The 22868-nt window shown below is 65.8% G+C and carries 18 protein-coding genes, 6 tRNA genes and 1 pseudogene; 8 read left to right on the forward strand and 17 right to left on the reverse strand.

Translation table 11 applies throughout. The features are described from left to right. The first annotated feature begins 149 nt into the window (after positions 1-149). From API01S_RS16485 to mobA, 3 genes are read left to right on the forward strand one after another with little or no spacing between them, the layout of a single operon-like run. The gene (locus API01S_RS16485; RefSeq protein ID WP_006221247.1) at positions 150-1229 is read left to right on the forward strand and encodes a substrate-binding domain-containing protein; all 1080 of its coding nucleotides are present in this window, start codon (positions 150-152) and stop codon (positions 1227-1229) included. A 35-nt stretch (positions 1230-1264) separates the two neighbouring features. Beyond that, complete coding sequence (gene moaA, locus API01S_RS16490) at positions 1265-2380, forward strand: GTP 3',8-cyclase MoaA (protein ID WP_061305306.1); 1116 nt, start codon at positions 1265-1267, stop codon at positions 2378-2380. After that, on the forward strand, positions 2373-3002 hold the full coding sequence (gene mobA, locus API01S_RS16495) for a molybdenum cofactor guanylyltransferase MobA (protein WP_084802446.1): 630 nt from the start codon (positions 2373-2375) through the stop codon (positions 3000-3002). Before moaA ends, mobA begins: the two co-directional genes overlap by 8 nt. On the opposite strand, the gene API01S_RS16500 is transcribed toward mobA, so the two are convergent. Genes API01S_RS16500 through moaC form a run of 5 tightly spaced genes read right to left on the reverse strand, consistent with a single transcriptional unit; the run spans position 2975 to position 5912 of the window. Beyond that, complete coding sequence (locus tag API01S_RS16500; RefSeq protein WP_061305308.1) at positions 2975-4180, reverse strand: molybdopterin molybdotransferase MoeA; 1206 nt, start codon at positions 4178-4180, stop codon at positions 2975-2977. The two genes, mobA and API01S_RS16500, sit on opposite strands and share 28 nt — an antisense overlap. Positions 4181-4183: 3 nt before the next feature. Then, the gene (moaB, locus tag API01S_RS16505; RefSeq protein ID WP_006221243.1) at positions 4184-4705 is read right to left on the reverse strand and encodes a molybdenum cofactor biosynthesis protein B; all 522 of its coding nucleotides are present in this window, start codon (positions 4703-4705) and stop codon (positions 4184-4186) included. Further along, entirely contained in the window at positions 4702-5184 is a 483-nt protein-coding gene (locus API01S_RS16510) for a molybdenum cofactor biosynthesis protein MoaE (RefSeq protein ID WP_061305310.1), read from the reverse strand. Before API01S_RS16510 ends, moaB begins: the two co-directional genes overlap by 4 nt. Before the next feature lie 7 nt (positions 5185-5191). Beyond that, entirely contained in the window at positions 5192-5443 is a 252-nt protein-coding gene (locus tag API01S_RS16515; protein ID WP_006221241.1) for a MoaD/ThiS family protein, read from the reverse strand. After that, the gene (gene moaC / locus API01S_RS16520) at positions 5424-5912 is read right to left on the reverse strand and encodes a cyclic pyranopterin monophosphate synthase MoaC (RefSeq protein ID WP_006221240.1); all 489 of its coding nucleotides are present in this window, start codon (positions 5910-5912) and stop codon (positions 5424-5426) included. The genes API01S_RS16515 and moaC overlap by 20 nt, the downstream gene beginning before the upstream one ends. A 136-nt stretch (positions 5913-6048) precedes the next feature. Between moaC and API01S_RS16525 the strand changes: the two genes are divergently transcribed. Together API01S_RS16525 and API01S_RS16530 are read left to right on the forward strand one after the other, a co-directional pair. Then, complete coding sequence (locus tag API01S_RS16525; RefSeq protein WP_061305311.1) at positions 6049-9795, forward strand: DUF748 domain-containing protein; 3747 nt, start codon at positions 6049-6051, stop codon at positions 9793-9795. Between the two features lie 64 nt (positions 9796-9859). Continuing rightward, complete coding sequence (locus API01S_RS16530; RefSeq protein ID WP_061305313.1) at positions 9860-10738, forward strand: dienelactone hydrolase family protein; 879 nt, start codon at positions 9860-9862, stop codon at positions 10736-10738. 186 nt (positions 10739-10924) lie between these two features. Here API01S_RS16530 and API01S_RS16535 read toward each other — a convergent pair whose 3' ends face one another. After that, positions 10925-11350: a hypothetical protein gene (locus tag API01S_RS16535; RefSeq protein ID WP_061305314.1), complete on the reverse strand. Its 426-nt coding sequence runs from the start codon at positions 11348-11350 to the stop codon at positions 10925-10927. Positions 11351-11588: 238 nt separating this feature from the next. Here API01S_RS16535 and API01S_RS16540 point away from each other — a divergent pair, with 238 nt between their 5' ends. After that, positions 11589-12092, forward strand: a complete 504-nt coding sequence (locus tag API01S_RS16540) for a peroxiredoxin (protein WP_050731137.1) — start codon at positions 11589-11591, stop codon at positions 12090-12092. Positions 12093-12178: 86 nt separating this feature from the next. Then, a pseudogene (locus tag API01S_RS16545) lies at positions 12179-13546 on the forward strand (MFS transporter); the annotation flags it as partial. A gap of 307 nt (positions 13547-13853) precedes the next feature. Here API01S_RS16545 and API01S_RS16550 read toward each other — a convergent pair. From API01S_RS16550 to API01S_RS16590, 9 genes are all read right to left on the reverse strand, one after another. After that, positions 13854-14765, reverse strand: coding sequence for an EamA family transporter (locus API01S_RS16550; RefSeq protein ID WP_061305317.1), 912 nt, complete (start codon positions 14763-14765; stop codon positions 13854-13856). Then, on the reverse strand, positions 14762-15802 hold the full coding sequence (gene bioB, locus API01S_RS16555; RefSeq protein WP_061305319.1) for a biotin synthase BioB: 1041 nt from the start codon (positions 15800-15802) through the stop codon (positions 14762-14764). The genes API01S_RS16550 and bioB overlap by 4 nt, the downstream gene beginning before the upstream one ends. A 269-nt stretch (positions 15803-16071) precedes the next feature. Then, positions 16072-17565: a helix-turn-helix transcriptional regulator gene (locus tag API01S_RS16560; protein WP_039884462.1), complete on the reverse strand. Its 1494-nt coding sequence runs from the start codon at positions 17563-17565 to the stop codon at positions 16072-16074. Between the two features lie 283 nt (positions 17566-17848). After that, positions 17849-17925, reverse strand: a tRNA-Asp gene (locus tag API01S_RS16565). Positions 17926-18008: 83 nt separating this feature from the next. Continuing rightward, positions 18009-18084: transfer RNA gene (locus tag API01S_RS16570), tRNA-Glu, on the reverse strand. Positions 18085-18127: 43 nt separating this feature from the next. Then, positions 18128-18203, reverse strand: a tRNA-Ala gene (locus tag API01S_RS16575). Positions 18204-18307: 104 nt separating this feature from the next. Beyond that, positions 18308-18384 (reverse strand) — tRNA-Asp (locus API01S_RS16580). 69 nt (positions 18385-18453) lie between these two features. Beyond that, a tRNA-Glu gene (locus API01S_RS16585) sits at positions 18454-18529 on the reverse strand. Positions 18530-18564: 35 nt separating this feature from the next. Continuing rightward, a tRNA-Ala gene (locus API01S_RS16590) sits at positions 18565-18640 on the reverse strand. A gap of 361 nt (positions 18641-19001) precedes the next feature. Here API01S_RS16590 and API01S_RS16595 point away from each other — a divergent pair. Beyond that, positions 19002-20057 carry an aldo/keto reductase gene (locus API01S_RS16595; protein ID WP_084802447.1) on the forward strand — a complete coding sequence of 352 codons (1056 nt, stop codon included), beginning with the start codon at positions 19002-19004 and terminating at the stop codon, positions 20055-20057. A 196-nt stretch (positions 20058-20253) separates the two neighbouring features. Here API01S_RS16595 and lnt read toward each other — a convergent pair whose 3' ends face one another. Next, complete coding sequence (gene lnt, locus API01S_RS16600; RefSeq protein ID WP_061305320.1) at positions 20254-21882, reverse strand: apolipoprotein N-acyltransferase; 1629 nt, start codon at positions 21880-21882, stop codon at positions 20254-20256. Further along, positions 21879-22769: an HlyC/CorC family transporter gene (locus API01S_RS16605; protein ID WP_039883529.1), complete on the reverse strand. Its 891-nt coding sequence runs from the start codon at positions 22767-22769 to the stop codon at positions 21879-21881. Before API01S_RS16605 ends, lnt begins: the two co-directional genes overlap by 4 nt. Positions 22770-22868 lie beyond the last annotated feature (99 nt).

Consider the following 22868-nt stretch of genomic DNA (forward strand, 5'->3'; position numbering starts at 1 on the left):
TCCTCCAGTGTTGCTGGGCCCCGTATCGGGGTCTGTTGTGGCGGTCGAAATGCGGCGATTAATATGTTTTTAAAAACATAATAAAAGCGCGTTCTCCGCGATATTTGTGTACTCTAACCACGTACCTGAACGTCTTCAATAAGAAATAAATGACATATAAGTTCCGGATTGGGCTGCGGCCGCAATGGACCTTGGGCGGAGGCGATGACACGGCGCCCTTGCCATTGCAGGACATGCTTGCGCTGTTGGCCGCCATCGACGCCACGGGCAACATCACCGGCGCCTGCCGCGCGTGCGGGCTGTCTTACCGGCATGCCTGGGGCGTGCTGCGCCGCTTTGAAACGCTATTTGGGACGCAGCTGCTGGTGACCAACCGGCGCCAGGGCACGCAACTGTCGCCGTTTGCGCAGCGGCTGCTGTGGGCCAACCGGCGCATCGAAGCGCGGCTGATGCCCACGCTGGACAGCATGGCCTCGGAGCTACAGGAAGAACTGGAACGGCTGCTGCCCGAAAGCGGCCCGCACCTGCGCCTGCACGCCAGCCACGGGTTTGCCGTGGAATCGCTGATGCAGCACATGGGCGGCAGAAAGCCGGGGCTGGAACTACGCTATCGCACGGCCATCGAGGCGCTCGCTTCGCTGGAACGCCATGAATGCGATCTGGCGGGTTTTCAGGTGCCGCTGGGCGACTTCGAAGCGCCCATCATGGAGCGCTACGCGCAGTGGCTGCACGCCGACGAATACCTCTTGATCCACCTGGCGGTGCGCAATACCGGCTTGTTCGTCACGGCCGGCAATCCCAAGAAGATCCAGGGCATGGCCGACCTGGCGCGCCAGGACGTGCGCTTCGTCAACCGCCAGATCGGGTCCAGCACGCGGTATCTGGTGGGCCTGATGCTGCAACGCGCGGGTGTGTCCATTGGCGAGGTCCAGGGCTACGAAACCAACGAATTCACCCACATGGCCATTGCCGCGCACATCGCCAGCGGCATGGCGGACACGGGCGTGGGCGTGGAAACCGCCGCCTGCCGCTTCGGGCTGGACTTCATTCCGCTGGTGCGCGAACGGTACTTCTTCGCCATCCGCAAATCCTCGCTGGAAACGCCCGCCATGCAGGACCTGCTGTCCATCATGCGTAGCGCCGACTATGTCGGCTACGTGGGGCAACTGGTCGGCTACGACGCGCAGGACACCGGCCGCCTGCAAACCCTGGAAGACGCTTTCGCATAGCGACGCGCCGCCCCTTGCCGATATATGATCGCCCCATGAGCAAAGTGATTTTCCTTGCCGACCGCCGGTCCGACCGCTCGGCCTGGCCCGCGCCCGGCGAACTTCCCGCTGACGGCCAGCCCGCGCTGGACCAGCGCGCGCGTCCGCTGCGCGACCTGCGCATTTCCGTCACGGACCGCTGCAACTTCCGCTGCACCTACTGCATGCCGCGCGAAGTGTTCGACGCAAGCTACACCTTCATGCCACATTCCGCGCTGTTGTCGTTCGAAGAGATCAGCCGTCTGGCCGGTATCTTCACGCAGCTGGGCGTGGAAAAGATCCGGCTGACGGGCGGCGAACCGCTGCTGCGCAAGCACATCGAAAACCTGGTCGGCCAATTGGCCGCGCTGCGCACGCCGGCCGGACAGGCGCTGGACCTGACGCTGACGACCAACGGCAGCGTGCTGGCGCGCAAGGCCGCCGCCTTGAAGGCCGCGGGCCTGTCGCGCGTGACGGTCAGCTTGGACGCCCTGGATGCGGCGATGTTCCAGGACATGAGCGACAGTGGCTTCACGCCGGACGACGTGTTGCGCGGCATCGACGCCGCCGCCGAAGCCGGCCTGGCGCCGGTCAAGGTCAACATGGTGGTGCGGCGCGGCCTGAACGACGGCCAGATCCTGCCCATGGCCGAGCGTTTCCGGCAGAGCGGCCACATCCTGCGCTTCATCGAATACATGGACGTGGGCAACACCAACGGCTGGAACCTGGCCGAAGTGGTGCCCAGCCAGGAAGTGCTGGACCGCATCGGCTCGGTGTATCCGCTGGAAGCGGTGCAATCGGGCGAAATGGGACGCGTGGCCGAACGCTGGCGCTACGCCGACGGCGGTGGCGAAATCGGCGTCATTTCCAGCGTCACGCAAGCCTTCTGCGGTGGCTGTACGCGCGCGCGCCTGTCGCCGGAAGGCAAGCTGTTTTTGTGCCTGTTCGCGCACGAAGGCTTCGACCTGCGCGCGCCGCTGCGCGACGGCGCAACCGACGCCGAACTGGCCGCCATGCTGGCCGGCATCTGGGGCAAGCGCGCCGACAACTATTCCGAACTGCGCGGCCGCAACATGGCCGATCCCACGCCGGACCCGGGCCGCAAAGTCGAAATGAGCTACATCGGTGGCTGACGCGCCGTCGTCAGCGCCCCGCATCGCCGGGTTGATCCTGGCGGGCGGGCAGGGCTCGCGCATGGCCCGTCAGGACAAGGGCCTGCTGCCCTTGAACGGTGAACCTTTGGTGTCGCACGTGGCGCGCCGGCTGGCGCCGCAGGTGGCGCGGCTGATCATCAGCGCCAATCGGCACGCCGACCGCTATGCGCAATACGGCGCGGTGGTGGCCGATGGCGAACCCGCGCTGGGCGATTTCCAGGGCCCGCTGCTGGGCATCGCGGCCGGGCTGGCGGCGGCGGCCGATGCCGACTGGATCGTGGCGGTGCCGTGCGACACGCCTTTCCTGCCTGCCGATCTGGCTGCCCGGCTGATCGAGGCCGCTGAATCGGCCCGCTCGCCGCTGGCCTACGCCATGGCGGGCGAGCAGCTACATTCCGCCTGCATGGCGCTGCGTCCGTCGCTGCTGCCGGGCCTGCACGCCTACCTGCGCGCGGGCGATAGAAAAGTCGGGTTGTGGCAGGCGCGGGTAGGCGCGGTGGCGGCGCATTTTGACGATGCGCCGCAAGCCTTCATGAATGTGAATACGCCCGATGAACTGGCCGAGGCCGAACGCTACGCCAGCCAGTGCCGCAGGTCGTAATAGGGCACGCGGTCGCCGTCGTTGACCAGCACGTCGGCGGGCAGCCGCGCCAGGCCCGTAGCCCAAGGCATTGAGCTGATCACGCCCGAGCCTTGATGGCCGTAAGGCACAAGTTCGGCGCTGCCGTGGTCCGCCACGCGGCGCTGCACCCGCAGGAATTCCTCTCGGCCGTCCTGGCGCGGATGTTCCGTGCGCAGCGGCAGCAGGCTGACGGGCGGGAAAATCTCTTCGCGGCCCTGCATGCGCCGCACCAGCGGCGAGACCAGCATGGCGAATACGGCGTAGGCCGATACCGGGTTGCCCGGCAGGCTGACCACGGGCTTGCCGCCGATCTGCGCCAGCGCCACCGGCTTGCCCGGTTTCATGCGGACCTTCCAGAGCGCCAGCTCGCCGCCCAGTGTGGCCAGCGCGGGCTTGACCAGATCGCGTTCGCCCACGGACACGCCGCCCACGCTCAACACCAGATCGCAATCGGCCAGCAGCGTCTTGAACGCGGCGAGCAGGTCTGCTTCGGTATCGCGCGCGTGCAGCACGTGCACGGGCACGGCGCCCAGGCCGCGCGCCAATGCCGCAAGCATGGGGCCGTTCGAGTTGTAGATCTGCTCGGGCGCGCGCGGCGAGCCGGGCGGCACGAGTTCATCGCCGGTGGTCAGGATGCCCACGCGCAACTGGCTCACCACCGGCACGGTGGCAAGCCCCTGCGAGGCCAGCAGCGCCACGTGCGCGGCTTGCAGCAGGGCGCCGGCGGACAGCAGCGGCGCGCCGGCCATCGTGTCCTCGCCTCGGCGGCGGATGTGCTGGCCGGGGGCGGGCGCGCGCGAGATCTCGACGTGGTTGTCGGCCTCGACCGTGTCTTCCTGCATGACGACGGTGTCGGCGCCTTCGGGAATCAGGCTGCCGGTGAACAGGCGGATGGCGTGGCCGGGCTTGAGCGGTTCGGGCACATCGCCCGCGTAGCAGCGTTGCTGGATGGGCAGGCGCGCGCCGGCGCTCCAGTCGGCCACGCGCAGCGCATAGCCGTCCATGGCGCTGTTGTCGGCGGGCGGGATGTCTACCGTGGCTTGCAGGTCGGTCGCCAGCACCCGGCCGGCGGCCTCGGTCAGGCCGACGTCTTCGCGGCGTTGCAGCGGCCCCGCCGCGTTGGCCAACAGGGTCTGGGCGTGATCAAAATCCAGCATGGGTCAGTGGTCTTCTTTCAGAGGCTTGAAATGCGAGGCGAAATTGCAGGGGCGATGCGCGCTGTCGAGCTGTTCGCGCAGGATCTGCGCCCAGGCGGTCTCGCAGGCGTTGTTCGAGCCCGGCAGGCAGAAGATCAGCGTCTGGTTGGCCGAGCCCGCGAACGCGCGCGACTGGATGGTCGAGCTGCCGATCTCGGTGTAGGAGATTTGCCGGAACAGTTCGCCAAAGCCGGGGATTTCACGGTCCAGCAGCGGCAGGATGGCCGCTGGCGTGTGATCGCGGTGCGAGAAGCCCGTGCCGCCGGTGGTCAGGATGATCTGCACTTCGGGGTCGGCGATCCAGTCGCTGATGATGCGGCGGATCTGGTAGATGTCGTCGCGGACGATGTCGCGGCGCACGCATTGGTGGCCGGCATGCGCCAGATTGTGTGCGAGCAGATTGCCGGAGGTGTCGTCACCCGCGCTGCGGGTGTCGCTGATCGTCAGCACGGCGCAGGCCAGCGAGACGGGAATGGGTTCGCTCATGGGCGTTCCTTCGTGGGGGCGGTGTCTTCGTCCCAGGCGTCGGTGCGGTCCTGGTCGGCCTGGCGCTGTTCAACCCAGAAGCTGTTGCCACCGGCCAGCGTTTCGCGCTTCCAGAACGGCGCGCGGGTCTTGAGTGCATCGATGATGTATTCGCAGCCGCGAAACGCATCGCCGCGATGGGCGCTGGCCGCCGCCACGAATACGATCTGCGCGTTGCGCGACAGCGCGCCGACCCGATGCACGATGACCGTGCCGTCCAGCTTCCAGCGCTGGCGGGCGGTATCGGCGATGGCTTCGAGCTCGCGCTCGCACATGCCCGGGTAGTGTTCAAGATAGAGCGTGTCGGTGGGCGAGTCGGGCGCGTAGTCGCGCACATAGCCCACGAACGTGACGATGCCGCCCACGCCGGACCCGGCGTTCTCGCGTAGCGCGGCCGTCAGCGCGGCGGCGTCGAAATCGGCTTCCTGGACGCTGATCATGATGGGTTCAACCTCCGGTGACGGGTTCGAACACGGCGACTTCATCGCCCGGCCGGATCGTCGCCGTCGGCTTGGAATGGGTTTGGTTGATGGCCAGTTTCAGGCGGCTGGCCGGCGCCAGCTGCGGGTAGCGTTCACCCAGCGCGGCCAGCAGTTCGGCGCCCGTGGAGGGGGCGTTCAGCGGCCAGTCTTCGGCGCGCTTGCCGACCAGTTCCGCCACGCGGGCGAAGTACAGCAGATTAATCGTTGCGCCATTCACCGCTTTTTCCTCCGGCCTTGTATTTAAGGCGAACTTGTTCGACCACGATGCCCTTGTCGGCGGCCTTGCACATGTCGTAGATGGTCAGGGCGGCCACGCTGCACGCCATCATGGCTTCCATTTCGACACCCGTCTTGTAGCTGGTGCGGCAGGTGGCCTGGATGTCGATGCGGTGCGCGGCGTCGTCCAGCGAAAAGTCGACGCCGACGAACGCCAGCGGCAGGCTGTGGCAAAGCGGAATCAGTTCCGCGCAGCGCTTGGCGGCCAGCACGGCGGCCACGCGGGCGGTGTTGAGCACTTCGCCCTTGCCCTGGCCCGGCTGCGTCAACAGGCCGTAGGCCACGGCGTTCATGCGCACGCTGGCCACCGCGATGGCCACGCGTTCCGTGTCCGTCTTGGCGATGACGTCGACCATGCGTACCTGGCCGGCTTCATCCAGGTGGCTCAGGGTGGGGGTGGATGATGGCATTGGGAATCGGGATCGAGAATTGTTAATGTTTGAAAAGTGCGGTCCCGGCAGGCCGGGCGGGCCACGGTTCCGCCTATGATAGACGAGCGCTAACCAGGGCGCGATAATCGCCATCAACTCGTACAGGAGACTCGCGATGCCCTTGCGGCGCCCCAAGCTTCGGTTCACCCGGCGCGCCGGCAAAATCCTACTGGGCATCGTCGCGGTCGCGTTGATCCTGTGCGGCATCGCCGCATGGCAAGTCCCGAGGGTGCTGCACAACGCCCTGACCGATGACGTCGCCAAGCTGATCGGCCGCGATGTTTCTGTCGGCAAGATCAGCTTCAATCCGTTCACCCTGACAGTCCGCGCGCGCGATCTGGCCGTGGCCCAACCGGGCTCGCAGACGCCGCTTCTGACGCTGGCCGAACTGGATGTCAGCGCCGCCTGGAGCTCCCTGTTCTGGTTTGCGCCCGTCGTGGATCGACTGACGCTGCGCCAGCCTACCATCGCCATCGTGCGCGAAGACGTCACGCGCTTCAATTTCTCTGACATACAGCAACGCGTCGCGCAATTAACCGCCGACCAGCCCGCAGAGCCGCCCAAGCCCGATGCCGGCCTGCCCCGGTTTTCGTTGAACAACATGGTCATCGAAGGCGGCGCCATCACGCTGGACGACAAGGTCACCGGGCGCAAGCAAGTGGTGGACGAGCTGGGCCTGGGCGTGCCGTTCATCTCCACCTTTGGCTATGCCACCGATATCGACGTGCAGCCGCGCCTGCATCTGCGGATCAACGGCAGCCCCTTTGATCTGACCGGCGTGGCGCGGCCGTTCGACAAGGTGCCGTCCTCGACCCTGCGCGTGGCGTTCAACGGGCTACAGCTGGAAAAGTGGGCCGACGTGTGGCCCATGCCGCTGCCGTTCAAGCTGAACAGCGCGCTCTTGGATTCGAATCTGCAAGTGGTGTTCGAGCAGCCCAAGGATGCGCCGCCCAAGATCCGCGTGGTGGGCGATCTGGGGCTGCGCCGTTTCGATCTCAAGGACAGCGCGGGCGACACGCTCGCCGCCTGGAGCGCGCTGACGGTCACGCGCCTGGAACTGGAGCCGATCGCGCGCCAGGCCTATATCGGCGAGATCGGCTTGTGGGCGCCCCAGGTGCATGTGCGGCGTTATGCCAATGAGCACCTGAACTGGCAGGACGTGGTCGTCAAGCTGAAGGCGCTGGGTGGCGTCGCCCCCACCGAGACGCCGGTGGCGGACAAACTCAAGCGCGATATGGGATTGAAGGTTCTGCCGAAGCCGCCGGCCGGCGCGGCCCCTGGCGCTGCACCGGGTAGTGCTCCTGCTGCGGCGTCTGGCGCTGCTCCCGCGGCTTCACCGGGTAGTGCGCCTGCTGCGGCCTCAGGTGCTGCGCCTGCGGGTGCGCCGGGTAGTGCTCCTGTTGGGGCGTCTGGTGCTGCGCCTGCCGGTGCGCCAGGTAGTGCTCCTGCTGCGGCCTCTGGTGCTGCGCCTGTGGTTGCGCCGGGCAATGCTCCTGTTGCGGCCCCTGGCGCTGCCCCTGCTGGTGCGCCTGCGGTTGCGTCGGGTAGCGCTCCTGTTGCGGCTTCTGGCGCACCGGCTGCACCCGCCACCCCGCCCGCGCCGTCCGAATGGAAGGTGACGCTGGACGCCTTCAACCTGCATGAAGGCGAGCTATACGTAACGGACGCGATCAGCAAGCTGGATTATGTGATGACCGGCATCGGCGCCACCGTTGAAGGCGTGGAGATTCCCGAGGTCAAGAACCAGCCCGTCGATCTCTGGCTGAACGTGGACAACAGCACCGACGGCGGCTGGATCCGCGCCAAGGGGCCGCTGGAACTGGCCCCCCTGTCGCTCGAACTGGACGTGCGCTTGGGCAACATCGCCCTGGCGCCCTTGGCTCCCGCCGTGCGCAGCGTCGCGCCGATCCTGCTGCAAGACGGACGCCTGGGCGCCACCGCGCAGATTCACGTGCGTGAAAAAGACGGCGCCATCGACGCCTCGGCCACGGCCGTGCAGGCGGACCTGACGCAATTCAAGGCGCGTGACGAAGCGCAAAAGCCCCCGCTGGATATCGCGCTGCAATCGCTGCACATCACGGCCGACCGCCTGGCGATGGGCCCTGGCCAAAGCCGTTTCACGCTGGCTGCGGCGGGCATCCAGGGCAACGGCAAACTGAATTTGGCAGGCACATTCACCCCGCAGCCGCTGACGCTTGCCTCGTCGGTGGATCTGTCCGACCTGAACGTCGCGCCCTTCGCCGCCTACGCGGCGGGCAGCCTGAACGCCACCGTGCGGGCCATCACGCTGGGCGCGAAGGGTGACGTGGCGTTTGCCGCCGCCACGGGCAACGCTCCCCTGCGGGTCAACTGGAAGGGCGGCGTCGAAATTACGGGCGTCGATTTGCAAGACCGGGTCAACAACGACGACTTCCTGAATTGGAAGCGGCTGGCGTTTGCCGGCATGGACGTGTCCGTGGCGGGCGACAAGGTGGGCGCCAAGCTGGGCGACATCGCGCTTGAGGACTTTTACGGCCGCATTCTGTTGAACGCGCAGGGCCGCCTGAACGTCATGGATCTGATCGCCGCGCCCGGCCAGGCGGGCGGTTCGATCACACAGGACACGCAGACGCCGGGCCGCCAGGCCCCCGCCGCTCCGGCTGCAACGAAAGCAGCCGCCAGCGCGGCGATGCCCGACATCGCCGTGAACAGCGTCACGCTGTCGCGCGGCCGCATGACGTTTACCGACCGCTTCGTCAAGCCGAACTATGTGGCCGAACTGTCCGCGATCGAAGGCGCGATCACGGCGGTCTCGTCCACCAACCCGCAGCCCGCCAAGGTCAAGGTCACGGGGCGCGTGTACACCACGGCGCCCTTGTCGATCAGCGGCATCGTGCAGCCATTCGCCAAGTACCTGACGCTGGATCTGAAAGCGTCGGCCAAGGGGGTGGATCTGCCGCGCTTCAACACCTATTCGGCCAAGTACGTCGGCTACCCGATCAAGCGCGGCAAGCTGTCGGTGGACCTGGAATACAAGATCAAGGACCGCGCGTTGCAGGCGTCCAACCACGTCGTGCTGAACCAGCTGACCTTTGGCGACAAGACCAACAGCCCCGACGCGACCAAGCTGCCGGTCCTGCTGGCCGTGGCGCTCTTGAAAGATTCGCGCGGCAACATCGACATCAACCTGCCCATTTCCGGTTCGCTGGACGATCCCGAGTTCTCGGTGGGCGGCATCGTGGTGCGGGTCTTGCTGAACCTGGTGGTCAAGGCGGTGACGTCGCCTTTCAGCCTGTTGGCCTCGGCTTTCGGCGGCGGCGAAGAATTGTCCTATGTGGAATTCGCGCCGGGCAGCGCGGTGCTGACCGATGCGTCGATTCAACGGATCGACACGCTGACCAAGGCGTTGACCGAGCGTCCCGCGCTGAAGATGGACATCAGCGGCCGCGCCGATCCCAAGACCGACCTCGACGGCTTGCGCCAGGCCTGGGTCGAGGCGCGCATCCGCGAAGCCAAGGCCGCCGCCACCGCGCCGCGCGGCAAAAAGCCCAACCCTGCCGGGGTGCAGGTGTCGGCCGCCGAGCGCGCCAAGTATCTGGAAGCCGTCTACGACGACACGGACATCAAGGACAAGCCGCGCAATTTCATCGGCATGTCCAAGTCGGTGCCGGCCGAGCAGATGGAAGCGATGTTGCGCAGCGTGGCGCCGGTGGGCGATGAGCAATTGCGCCAATTGGCCGATGCCCGCGCGCAGGCGGTTTATGAGAAGTTGCAAGCCCAGGAAGGACTCGCGGACCGTGTCTTCATCGTCGCGCCGCAGCTGGATGCGGACGGCATCAAAGACGAGGGGCAACCCTCGCGCGTGGACTTCTCCCTGAAGTGAACCCGGTCTGGCCCCAGCCGCGCGACGCGTGCGGGGCCCGGCTTTTTTTGCCAGGAGATTCTCGATGAAAGATCAGGACGCGCACTTCGACAGCCTGTTGCCGCCCCTGCGGCTGGATCGGCGAGGCTTCATCGCCACGACCGTCGCAGCGGGGTTTTCGCTGGCGGCCGGGACTGCCGTGGCGCAAACCGCCATCACCACCGACGCCAAGGGGCTGACGGCGGGCAAGGTGGACATCCCCACGGCCGACGGCAAGATGCCGGCGTACCGCGCCGCGCCGGAAGGCAAGAAGAACCTGCCCACGGTGCTCGTCGTGTCCGAGATCTTCGGCGTGCACGAGTACATCCAGGATGTGTGCCGCAGGCTGGCCCACCTGGGCTACCTGGCCATCGCGCCCGAACTGTTCGCGCGGCAGGGCGATCCGTCCAAGTACACCGAAATCCCCAAGTTGCAGGCCGAGATCATCGGCAAGGTGCCCGACGCGCAGGTGCAAGGCGACCTGGACGCCACCGCGAAATGGGCGGCGGCCAATGGCGGCAATCCGGACCGGCTGGGCATCGTGGGCTTTTGCTGGGGCGGGCGTCAGGTGTGGCTGTACGCGGCCCACAACCCCAAGCTGCGCGCGGGCGCGGCGTTCTATGGCCAGCTGGCCGGTGAACCCAGCGAGCTCAAGCCCAAGTCGGTGTTGAGCCTGGTCAACGACCTGAAGGCTCCCGTGCTGGGCGCGTACGGCGGCAAGGATGCCGGCATCCCGCTCAGCGACGTGGACCGCATGCGCATCGAACTGGCCAAGGGGCCGGCCGCGGCCAAGGCGTCAAGGATCGACGTCTACCCCGACGCGCCGCACGCATTCCATGCGGACTACCGGCCGTCCTATCGCAAGCCCGAGGCCGAGCAGGCCTGGACGCGGATGCTGGACTGGTTCAAGCAGAACGGCCTGTAGTCAGGGCTCGGGACGACGGGGCGGGCAGGCCGGGCGGCACACCGGGCCCGGCCTTGCAACGGTCTGCGCGGTAGTTGGATCGGGCTTGCGGCAAAGGATGCTGCTTGCCCAAGCTTGCACTGGCGTGCGTCGCGCATTCCGGGCACTCGCAGCGTTGTACGTGGCGCGCTACTCGGACGGCCAGGCCTATTGCGCCTCTTCGCCCGGCAGGCCGTCGCTGACCTCGGCCAGCGCGCTCTTCATATCTTCGTAGCTGATCGCGCGCTCGTTCTGGAAACTGCCCAGCACGCCACGGCAACCATCGACGCCGGACCGCTTCATATCGTCCATCATCGTCTTGCCTTTGGCCAAGCCCTGCTTGAACAAGGCGTCGTAGGACGCGGCGGAAAAGCCGTATTCCTTGGCGTACTGAGCAAGGTTCTTCTGCGCCGTCGCCTGATGTTGCGCCAGATCGGGTTCCGACGCTCCGCACGCGCGCGCCGCGCCATTGGACGCGCCTGCGGCGACCACGAAGGAATCGTATTGGGCCTGCTCGCTTGCATCCGGCGCGGCCCAGGCCGGGGCGGCGGCGGTGGCCAGGACCCAGGCCAGGCCAGTCAAGAGCTTGTGCATCGGTGAATCTCCGCTTGATGCCCGGCGGGCCGTCTTGCAGGTCCCGCGGGCGTGGCTCACTCGGGCATTATGGCAAGCAGCCGTTTCCAGGCCATGTGGGCCGCGTGTGGAGTCGTTTCAGACTGTGCGTGATTTTTTCGCGTCGCTCTGGCGCAGCGGGCAGGGCGCGCACGCACTATGATGGAGGGTGTGAGGCGATCCTGCCTCAATGCATTGCCCCACTTTCCCTGGAGATACCATGACGATCAAAGTCGGCGACCGCGTGCCGGAAGGCACCCTGACCGAATTCATCGAAACCGAAACCGCCGGCTGCTCGCTGGGCCCCAACGCGTTCCAGGTTTCGGACCTGACGCGCGGCAAGACCATCGCGCTGTTCGCCCTGCCGGGCGCCTTCACCCCCACCTGCTCGGCCAAGCATCTGCCGGGCTACGTGGAACAAGCCGACGCCTTCAAGGCCAAGGGCGTGGACGAAATCTGGTGCGTGGCCGTCAACGACGCTTTCGTCATGGGCGCCTGGGGCCGCGAGCAAAAGACCGAAGGCCGTGTCCGCATGCTGGCCGATGGCTCGGCGCTGTGGACCCGTGAACTGGGTCTGGAACTGGACCTGATCGCACGCGGCATGGGCGTGCGTTCGCAACGCTATTCGGCGCTGATCGTCGACGGCGTGGTCAAGCAGCTGAACGTGGAAGGTCCTGGCAAGTTCGAAGTCAGCGACGCCGCCACGCTGCTGTCGCAAATCTGACCTAACGTACTTCCTGTTTTACCGCTCAACGCGGCGGGCTGCCTGTGCAGCCCGCCGCGCTAATGCCAGCAGCGGTTGCCAACGCCATGCTCGCCACCATCTCCTCATTCTCGTCCCTGTACTTCGCGACCTTGCTGATGCTGATCGGCACGGGTCTGTTCAACACCTACATGGGCCTTCGGCTGACGGCGCAGTCTGTCAGCGAAGTGTGGATCGGCGCCCTGATCGCCGGCTACTACCTGGGCCTGGTGTGCGGCGCGCGATTGGGGCACAAGCTCATCATCCGCGTGGGTCATATCCGCGCGTTCGTCGCGTGCGCGGCCATCGCCACCAGCATGATCCTGGCGCAGACGCTGGTCGATTCCATGCCGCTGTGGCTGGTCTTCCGGCTGATCTCCGGCGTGGTGATGGTGACCGAATTCATGGTCATCGAAAGCTGGCTGAACGAACAAACTGAAAACCACCAGCGCGGCCGGGTGTTCTCGGTCTACATGGTGGTGTCCGGGCTGGGCACCGTGCTGGGGCAACTGGCGCTGACCGCCTATGCCACGCTGGACCTGCGGCCCTTGACGCTGGTGGCCATGTGCCTGGTGCTGTGCCTGGTGCCCATTGCCGTCACCGCGCGCTCGCACCCGCCCACGCCGCTGCCCGCGCCGCTGGATATCCGCTTCTTCATGCGCCGAGTGCCGCTGTCCATGACCGTGCTGTTCGTGGCGGGCAATCTGTCGGGCGCCTTCTATGGGCTGGCCGCCGTGTACGGCGCCAAGCATGGCCTGACGACCTCGCAGGCCGCCGTCTTCGTGGCCGCCGCCGTCACGGCGGGGCTGCTGTCGCAATGGCCGATGGGCTGGCTGTCCGATCGCATCAACCGTGCGGGCCTGATCCGCTTCAATGCCTTGTTGCTGGTGCTGCTGCCCACCGTCATGTGGGGCTGGCTGACCTTGCCGTACTGGGCGCTGGTGGCCCTGTCGTGCGTGTTCGGCATCCTGCAATTCACGCTGTACCCGTTGGGCGCGGCATTCGCCAACGACCACGTCGAGTCCGAACGCCGCGTCAGTTTGTCGGCGGTGTTGCTCATGACCTACGGCGTGGGCGCTTGTATCGGTCCGATGGTCGCGGGGCTGCTGATGTCGCTGGCGGGTCCCAGCATGTACTACGTATTCATTTCGGCCTGCGCCTTGATCCTGGTGTGGCAGGTACGGCCTACGCGCGTTACCGGCGCGCATCAGGTCGACGAAGCGCCGACCCATTTCGTGCCCATGCCCGACACCCTGCAAAGCTCGCCAGCGGCGGCCGTGCTGGATCCGCGCGTGGATCCCGAAAACGACATCACCATGGAAATGGTGCAGCCCGACCCCGCCGCCGCGCCTGCGCCTCCTGCGGACCCCGTCATCGACGATCCGGCGCTAAGGCAAGAGTGGCCGGCCGATGCTGCGGCCGCCGATGGCGCGGCGGTTGACGCTGCGGTGGTCAATGGTGCGATAGACGAGACGGCGGCAGTTGAGGTCGCGGCAGCCGATGCTGCGGCAGCCGACGCTGCGGCAGCCGACGCTGCGGCAGCCGGTGCTACGGCAGCCGACGCCACGACGCCCGACGTTTCGACGCCCGACGTGTCGACGTCCCCCTCAACAGCATCTCAATCCGCAGCCATCGATCGCTCGGCGACCGACGCCGCAGCAGGCGAGGACGCGTCCTCCTCGCAGCTTGAATCCCCCGCTGAACGGCGTCGCCGCACCGGCACCTGATAGCGGCGGGCGCGTGCTACCAGGGCGCCATCAATACGATGGCGGCCAGCGCCAGCGCGATACCTAGCGCGTTGATGCGGGTCAGCGGTTCGCGGAACACCAGCGCGCCGACCAGCGTGCCCAGCGTGATCACGCCCATGTTCATCGAAGCGAACACCAACGCCGGGTGCTCGGGCAAGGACTGGTGCGCACGGATATAGGTCAGGATATTGCCGAAGTTGGCCACGCCGAGCGCCACGCCCGCCAACAGGTGCCGGCCTTGCCACCGAACCCGGCGCGCCAGCAGATACGCCAGCATCAACCCCCCCGCCAGCACGAACGCCAAGAGCAGCCCGCCCGCAAAGGCGGTGCCTGCGCGCGCGACCTGCTTGAACAGGATGTCGATCACCCCATATCCCAGCCATACCAGCAGCGGCCACATCCAGATGCCGCGATCCGGCGTCGCGGTCGATGATGGCGACCCCGTCGCGGGCGCAACGCCAGTCATGCCGGTAGCCGTCGCAGCACTCGCCGACCGTCGCAGCAGGCAAGCCAGCGCGCTGAAGGCCAGCAGAATCGCCGCCAGCTTGCGGCCGTTGACCGGTTCACCGAACAGCAGGAACGCCGCCAGCAGCGGAATGAACAGCGACAGGCGCTGCGCGGCGTCGCTACGCACGATACCCGCGTGGCGCACCGCCGCCGCCATGGCCAGGAACACGCTGGGCAGCAACACGCCCAGCGCGGCCAGCACGGCCCACGGCGTGGTCGGCGCAAGCAGCGCGGCGGGATCGGGTTGCAGCACGAACCAGCAGAGCAGGGCGGCCACGGCATAGTTCATGGCGATGGCTTGGCGCACATCCACCTCGTAGCGGCGCGCCAGCTTGAGCAGCACGGCCACGGTGACGCTGCACGTCACGCTGGCCAGCAGGTAAAGAAGCCCGGGCGTCAACGGCACGTCGAGCCCTCTTGTGTGCACGGCTGCGCAGTGTTGGGTTGCTGCGAAGCCGGGTCCACGTGCATGCCCAGCCGTTGCAGCAGGCGCTGGTCGGCCTGCATCTGCGGGTTCGCGGTGGTCAGCAGCGCGTCCCCATAGAACATCGAATTGGCCCCGGCCATGAAGCACAGCGCCTGCATCGCGTCGTCCATGGCTTCGCGGCCAGCCGACAAGCGCACGGCGGCGCGCGGCATGGTGATGCGCGCGACGGCGATGGTGCGCACGAATTCGAACGGGTCCAGCGCCTCGACCTCGGCCAGCGGCGTGCCTTCCACCTGCACCAGGTTGTTGATCGGCACGGACTCGGGGTAGGGCTCCATGTTCGCCAACTGCGCGACCAGGCCAGCGCGTTCGCGGCGCGACTCGCCCATGCCTACGATGCCGCCGCAGCACACGTTGATGCCGGCATCGCGCACGCGCTCCAGGGTGTCCAGGCGGTCCTGGTAGGTGCGGGTCGAAATGATCTTGCCGTAGAACTCCGGCGATGTGTCCAGGTTGTGGTTGTAGTAGTCCAGGCCGGCGTTCTTGAGCTGTTCGGCCTGGCCGTCGCGCAGCATGCCCAGCGTGACGCAGGTTTCCAGGCCCAGCGCCTTGACGGCGCTGACCATGTCCGCCACGGCCTCCAGATGATGCGGCTTCGGGCTGCGCCAGGCGGCGCCCATGCAGAAGCGTTGCGCGCCACCGGCCTGGGCGGCCTTCGCGGCGGCCACGACCTCATCCAGCGGCATCAGCTTGTCCGCTTCCAGCCCGGTGTCGTAGTGCGACGACTGCGGGCAGTACGCGCAATCTTCGGGACAGCCACCGGTCTTGATCGACAAGAGGCTGGACAGCTGCACCGCGTTGGGATCGAAATGTTCGCGATGGACTTGCTGCGCGCGGTGCACCAGGTCCATGAACGGCAGCGCGTAAAGCGCCAGGATGTCGTCGGTGCTCCAGGCCGTGGCGGCAAGGTTCCGGGACGTCTGCGGGACGGGGATGTAGGCGGTTTGCAAGGTCGGGCTCCATTCGGTCTGACGAAAGTCGCGCCGCTTGCCGGGTCAGGCAAGGGCGGGATCGGCGGATCGTAAGAAGCTGCGCCCGTTTTACGCAATGCGTGACTACAGCACGAAAATGCTGGCGTGTTGTCAGGGGAATCGTCGCAATTGGACGATTTAACGGCGTCGCGTTGTTTAACGCGTTGGCATCTTCGGCGACGCCATCCCCCCGGATATTTTGATTCTAATTGTAAATTCGTAGCGCTCTACTGCTTGATGCGACGCTTTCAGTCCTTGGCGGGCTTGTCGCGTACGCGCGCGGACTCGTGGCCGGTAATGCCCCGGTCGCGCGCCCAGACAATGGCGGCGCTGCGGCGATGCACGCCAATCTTGCTGTAGATGGTGGCCACGTGATTGCGCACCGTGTTGCGCGACAGTTTCAGCGCCTTGGCGATGCCATCGTCATCGTGGCCCTGGCAAAGCAGGCCCAGCACTTCGCGTTCGCGCGTGGTCAGTTGCGCCAGTTCGGCCACGTCGCGCGAGGCAGGGGCGGGTTGGCGCAACTGCGCCAGCTTTTCGATAATGCCCCGGCTGAACCACGAGGTGTCCTGCATGACGGCCTCGATGGCGGCCAGCAGTTCGGTTTCGGAGCGCTTGCGCTCGGTGATGTCCTGCATCACGATCAGCAGCCGGCGCTGCCCGCCGATCATCACGGGCTCGGCGGACACCAGGCAATCCAGCGCGCCGCCGTCCTGAGTGGTCAGCGTGGCTTCGCGGTTGCGGGCGCTTTCGCCGCGCTTCAGGCTGGCGGCCATGCCCTCGTAGGGTTGCAGGCCCACCTCGGTCAAAGCGGTGCCCACGCTATCCTCGGGCGATGCGCCCGTGACCGCCGCGAACGCGTCGTTGATGTCCAGCACGCGCAGCGTGTCGCCCTCGCACACGGCCATCGGCACGGGCGCCAGCTTGAACGCCTTGGAAAACCGTTCCTCGCTTTCGCGCAACGCCATTTCGGTGCGCTTGCGGCCTTCCAGGTCGATGAAGGTGAACAGCATGCAGGGCTCGTCCTGCATGTCGATCGGCTGGCCGGCGACCATCACGAATTTCGTGCCGCCGTCCGCCATTTTCACCACGCCTTCCCGCTGAGGAATGGTCTTGCCTTCGTTCAGGTTGGCGACCGCGCGTTCCTTGTCGTCACCGCCGTCCAGCACGTCCAGTTCATAGGCCGATTTGCCCAGCACGGTCTCGCGCGTGTAGCCCGTCATTTCCAGAAAGCCCTGGTTCACTTTCACGTAACGCAGGTCGGAAAGACGGCAGATCAACGCGGGCGCGGGGTTCGCGCCGAAGGTGCGCTCGAAGCGCTGTTCCGCATTCATCTGCGCGGTTTGGTCATGCAGGATCAGCACGCGGTAATCCGCATCCCTGTCGCCTTCCAGATTCAGGCCGCGCGCGCGCACGTTGCGCAAGAATTCTTCATCGTCTTTGCGGCCCAGGTCCAGCAGCAGGTCGTCGAACGTCTCGGCGGCGGCCAGCCGGTCCAGCGGATACTGGCGCGCGGGCACCCGATGATGATTGCGGTAGGTAAGCGTGTAGCGCTTGCGATAGCCGGCGGGCGTGCCGCCCAGCGCTTCCAGGGTATCGGCGCCGTGCAGTTCAAGTGCGCTTTGGTTGGCCCAAGCAATTGAGCCGTCGGGTTCGAGCAGGATGATGCCTTCATTCAAACCCGCGATGATGGCTTGCAGGTGTTGGCGATGCGCGTGGGGCGCGGCGGCGTTTTCGGTCACGTAGGCCTCTTCGGTTCGCGTGGCGTGAGCCAACAGGATGCAGGCGCGCGGCGCGGCTGTCCAGAGAGCAAAACGGACGAGTCTTGGCGGCGGGGTAAAAGAAAAGGAAAATGCACGAATTGCGTGGGGGAATACGCGGACGCAGAATGCAAAAAAGCTCCGGAATCCGGAGCTTCGATGGTGTCATGTGGTGCAGGATTGGTGATGCGGGTAATGCTTCAGGTATTGCGATGCTGCGTACTTCAAGTACTGCATACTTCAATGCTGGCAAGCACAGAGTGCTTGGCGGAGCGGACGGGGCTCGAACCCGCGACCCCCGGCGTGACAGGCCGGTATTCTAACCAACTGAACTACCGCTCCGCAGCGGTTTACTGATCTTCATTACTACACTGCGTTGTCAAGGCAGCTTGGTACTACGAACTATCAACGCCATGCCAGAAGGCTGGCGTCCCCTAGGGGATTCGAACCCCTGTACTCACCGTGAAAGGGTGATGTCCTAGGCCTCTAGACGAAGGGGACCTGAACTACAGAACTGCAAACAACTTTACTACGTACCGCGTACTGGTGGAGGTAAGCGGGATCGAACCGCTGACCTCTTGCATGCCATGCAAGCGCTCTCCCAGCTGAGCTATACCCCCCAGGGCGCCCTGATGTTCCAAACTGCAAACAACAAGGTCTCACACTCTATAAAAGCAAAAAGCCCCGAAGACGGAGCTCTTGAAAGACTCAGAGCGAGAGCTTTTGGCGGAGCGGACGGGGCTCGAACCCGCGACCCCCGGCGTGACAGGCCGGTATTCTAACCAACTGAACTACCGCTCCGCAGCGGCTTACTCAACTACTTTGTCACTTCAACTGCACTTATCTACTTCTGTACTGCTGCCAGTGAACTGGCGTCCCCTAGGGGATTCGAACCCCTGTACTCACCGTGAAAGGGTGATGTCCTAGGCCTCTAGACGAAGGGGACTTGGACTTACTGGTACTGCATTCTTCGCTGTTGACTGGTGGAGGTAAGCGGGATCGAACCGCTGACCTCTTGCATGCCATGCAAGCGCTCTCCCAGCTGAGCTATACCCCCGTTTCTCTAATCAATTCCTGCTACGTTTTACGAGGAAAACACACGTTTTATTGTGCGCTTTTTCGTAGTTCGTTGCCGGTTTTGTTTAGTGCCGTTGGCGAAGAAACGAGATTATGCACGAACAAAATCGGGTGTGCAAGTCGATCGGGGCCAAAAATCATAAAACGACAAAAAAAATGGGGGTTGGATGCGTTTTTCTGCTTATTTTATGAGCGAAAGCAGCGCTGGAATGACGGCGTCGACCAAGCGGAATCCAGAAAAATCAATGGCTTGTGCAGATGCTATCGTGAGAGACAAAAAATTTTGCCTTCCTGTGGCTTACGCGTAAAAAACTTCAACGCGACAACGAGAGAATTCCGGCATGAGCACAAAGACATCGTTCCCCACCCGGCCGTTGGGCCGCAGCGGCATGAACATCACCCGCATCGGATTGGGCGCCTGGGCGATGGGTGGTAACGGATGGGCGGTGGGCTGGGGCGCGCAAGACGACGCGGATTCCATCGCCGCGATCCGGCTGGCCGTGGATCGTGGCATCAACTGGATCGACACGGCGGCGGTGTACGGGCTGGGGCATTCCGAAGACGTCGTGCGCCGCGCATTGGCGCAGATGGCGCCCAGCGAACGGCCATACGTGTTCACCAAATGCGGGCTGACCTGGTCGCCCGACAATCCACAGGCAATGCCGCGCCGAACCGGCGCGCCCGTCAGCATCCGCCGCGAAATCGAAGGGTCGCTGCGGCGGCTGGGCGTGGAACGCATCGACCTTTATCAGATGCACTGGCCGGCGGGCGACGGCACGCCGATCGAGACCTATTGGCAAGAACTGCTGGACCTCAAACAAGAGGGCAAGGTCGCCGCGATTGGCCTGTCGAATCACAATCTGGCGCAGGTGCAGGCGGCCCAGGCCCTGGCGCAGGTCGATTCCTTGCAGCCCCCTTTTTCAGCGATTCAGCGCGAAGCGGCGGCCGACCTGATTCCATGGTGCGCCGAGCACGACATCGGCGTCATCGTCTACAGCCCGATGCAATCCGGCCTGCTGACCGGCGCGTTTTCCGCCGAGCGGGCACGGGCGTTGCCGCCAGACGACTGGCGCGCGCGCAACGCGGAATTCACGCCGCCCAACCTGACCCGGAATCTTGCCTTGGCCGACGCCATGAGGCCCATTGCCGAACGTCATGGCACGACGGTGGCCGCTGTGGCAGCCGCCTGGACACTGGCGTGGCCGGGCGTCACGGGCGCGATCGTCGGCGCGCGTAGCGCCGCGCAGGTCAATGGCCTGCTGGGCGCGGCCGAACTGGAATTGGATAGCGACGACATGGACGCCGTCGCCGCCGCTATCGAGTTGACCGGCGCGGGCGCGGGGCCTTCGCTCCCGCCCGATGACAGCGGCAGCCTGCCCGCGAATCTGTTCGCGTAGGTGTATGCGCGCATGCGGCCTGGTTGCGAAAAGAACGGGAACGGGCGCGCAAAGTACGCGGAAAAGTGCGTGGAAGAGGGCGCGAAAAGAACGCGCAAATGACTCGGCAAACGGCGCAAGCCCGTGAAATAAAAACGGGCACGATCCGCTTGCGCCGATCATGCCCGTCCGCACCTCCGCGCCGTCAGTCGCGTCGTCAGTCGCGGCGGCTCTTGCGGTGGCCGCCGATGGCTGCGATCAGGACCAGTCCCATCAGCGCCAGCGCAAGTTTGTCGCCGAAGCGCGCGTAGGGGGTCAGCCCCGTCATGCCCTGGACCGAAACGGGCAGCATGCCCGGTTGCAGCGACGCGAGCTGGGCCGCGACATGGCCCTTGGCGTCGATGGCGGCCGTGATGCCGGTGTTGGTGGCCGTCAGCATGGGCCGCGCGGTTTCCATGGTGCGCAGCCGGCCGATCTGCAAATGCTGGCGCAGGGCCCACGAATTGCCGAACCAGCCCAGGTTGCTGACGTTGACCAGGATGGTGGCGCCGGGCTCGCCGTTCGCGCCGGGTTGCAACGCGGGCAAGAGGTCGGGGCCGAACAGGTCTTCGTAGCAGATGTTGAAGGCGATGTGCTGGCCGCCCACCGCAAAGGGCGTCTGGCGCGGCGCGCCGCGATCGAAATCTCCCAGCGGAATGTTCAACATGTCGACGAACCAGTGGAAGCCGGGCGGCACATATTCGCCCCACGGCACCAGGTGGCGTTTGTCGTAACGCATGGCCGTGCCGCCGGTCAGCAGTTGCTGCAAGGGCGTGTTGCCGTCAAAGCTGATCACGCTGTTGGTGTAGCGGTCGCGGCCATCGACGCGGTCGTGCAGCGGCACGCCCATGGCGATCGTCATGTTGCCTTTGGCGGCCACGCCGCGCCAGGCGTCCCAGATGCGCGGATCCAGTTGGTCCTGGAAGACCGGCAGCACCGTTTCGGGCAGGATCACCAGTTGCGGCGCGGGCACGCCCGGCGCAGGCGGCAATGCCGTCATTTCCAGATGCCGCACCAGGCTTTGTTCAAGCAGCGCCGGATCGAACTTCTGCGATTGCTCGATGTTGCCCTGGATGAGCCGCACATTGAGGGCCTCGCCCGTGGGCGTGGACCAGTCCATGCGCGACAAGGGCCAGCCCACGGCGGCAAGCGCCACCGCGACGCCGGCCGCCAGCGCCTGGCGCGAGTCCATTGCTTTCTTGCGTGAGGGCTGCCACAAGCTGGCGATGGCGGCAGCCGCGAAGGCGGCCACGAACGCCATGCCGTGCACGCCCAGGATGGGGGCCCAGCCGGCGATCGGGCTGTCCACCTGCGCGTAGCCGATGTTCAGCCACGGGAAACCCGTCAGCAAGACCGCGCGCAGCCATTCAAAGGCCGCCCACATCGCCGCCCAGGTCAGCGTTGAAGCCAGAATGCCCAGCGGCGCGGCGTTGGCGGTGAGCGGGGCGTAGCGACGCGTCAGCGCGCTGGCCGTCGCGGGGAACAGCGCGAGGAAAGCCGACAGGGCCAGCACACCCGCCACAGCCAGCGGCGCGGCCAGGTCGCCATAGCGGTGCATGCTGATGAATAGCCAGTACAGGCCCACCGCGTAAGTGGCGAAGCCGAACAGCCAGCCGCGCAGCCAGGCCTGGGGGGCGGACGGCGCGGTCAGGGTGACGCGCGCCGCGATGGCCAGCATCAGGATCTGCGTGATGGCCAGGGCCCAATCCGGCAGCGGGCCGGGCGCGAAAGTCAGGGCGTGCACGGCGCCCGCCAGCGTCAAGCCGGCGGCGCCGCGCAGGAGGATGCTGCGCGGGGTGCGGCTCATGCGTTGTCGTCGGGGCGGGGCGTTGAGGCCGGGACGTTGCGCTTGACGCGCAACCAGATGGCGCGACGCGCGTCGCCGCGCGCCACTTCCATGCGCAGGCCGTCGAATTCGGCGACGTCGCCGCGGCGCGGGATGCGGCCGAGTTGGCCGCCCATCCAGCCGCCGACGCTGTCGTATTCGTCGTCGGGCAACTGGCAGCCGAACACTTCGTTGAAGTGCGAGATATCGGTGGCCGCCATGACGCGCCACTGGTTTTCGCCTTCGGGGAAGATTTCGTCTTCCTCGGTTTCATCGAATTCGTCTTCGATGTCGCCGACGATCTGTTCCAGCACGTCTTCCATCGTGACCAGCCCCGAAATGCCGCCATGCTCGTCGATGACGATGGCCTGGTGGTTACGGCTGGCGCGGAATTCGTGCAGCAGCACGTTCAGGCGCTTGGACTCGGGGATGAACACGGCGGGCCGAACCAGCGTGCGCACTTCAATGCCGGGTTCCAGCATGCAGCGCAGCAGATCCTTGGCCAGCAGGATGCCGATGATGTTGTCGCGATCGCCCTCGTACACCGGAAACCGCGAGTGCGCGGTTTCAATGACCGAGGCCACCAGATACGGGATGGGCTGCGTGACGTCCAGCAGGTCCATGCGCGAACGCGGAACCATGATGTCGCCAACGGTGCCTTCGGACACGGCCAGCGCGCCCTTGATCATCTTGTAGGACTCCGCATCCAGCAGGTTGCGGTCGTGGGCGGCTTCCAGAATGGCCTTGATGCCTTCACGGTCCTCGGGCTCTCGGCGCACAAGGGAAAGCAGGCGGTCTAGAAGGGATTTGGTGGCGGGTTTGGATGAGCGAGCAGAGGTCGCTTCAGGAGCAGGGTAAGGGTCAGACATCGTCCGGGAGGACAAGTTAGGGAGGGGCCAGCATAACCGAAAGTCGGCATGCTTTTGTAACTGCACGCCCGAAAATGAGGCCAAACGACGGCATCTGCG

It is taken from the genome of Achromobacter piechaudii NBRC 102461 (assembly GCF_001571245.1).
Classification (GTDB): domain Bacteria; phylum Pseudomonadota; class Gammaproteobacteria; order Burkholderiales; family Burkholderiaceae_B; genus Achromobacter; species Achromobacter piechaudii.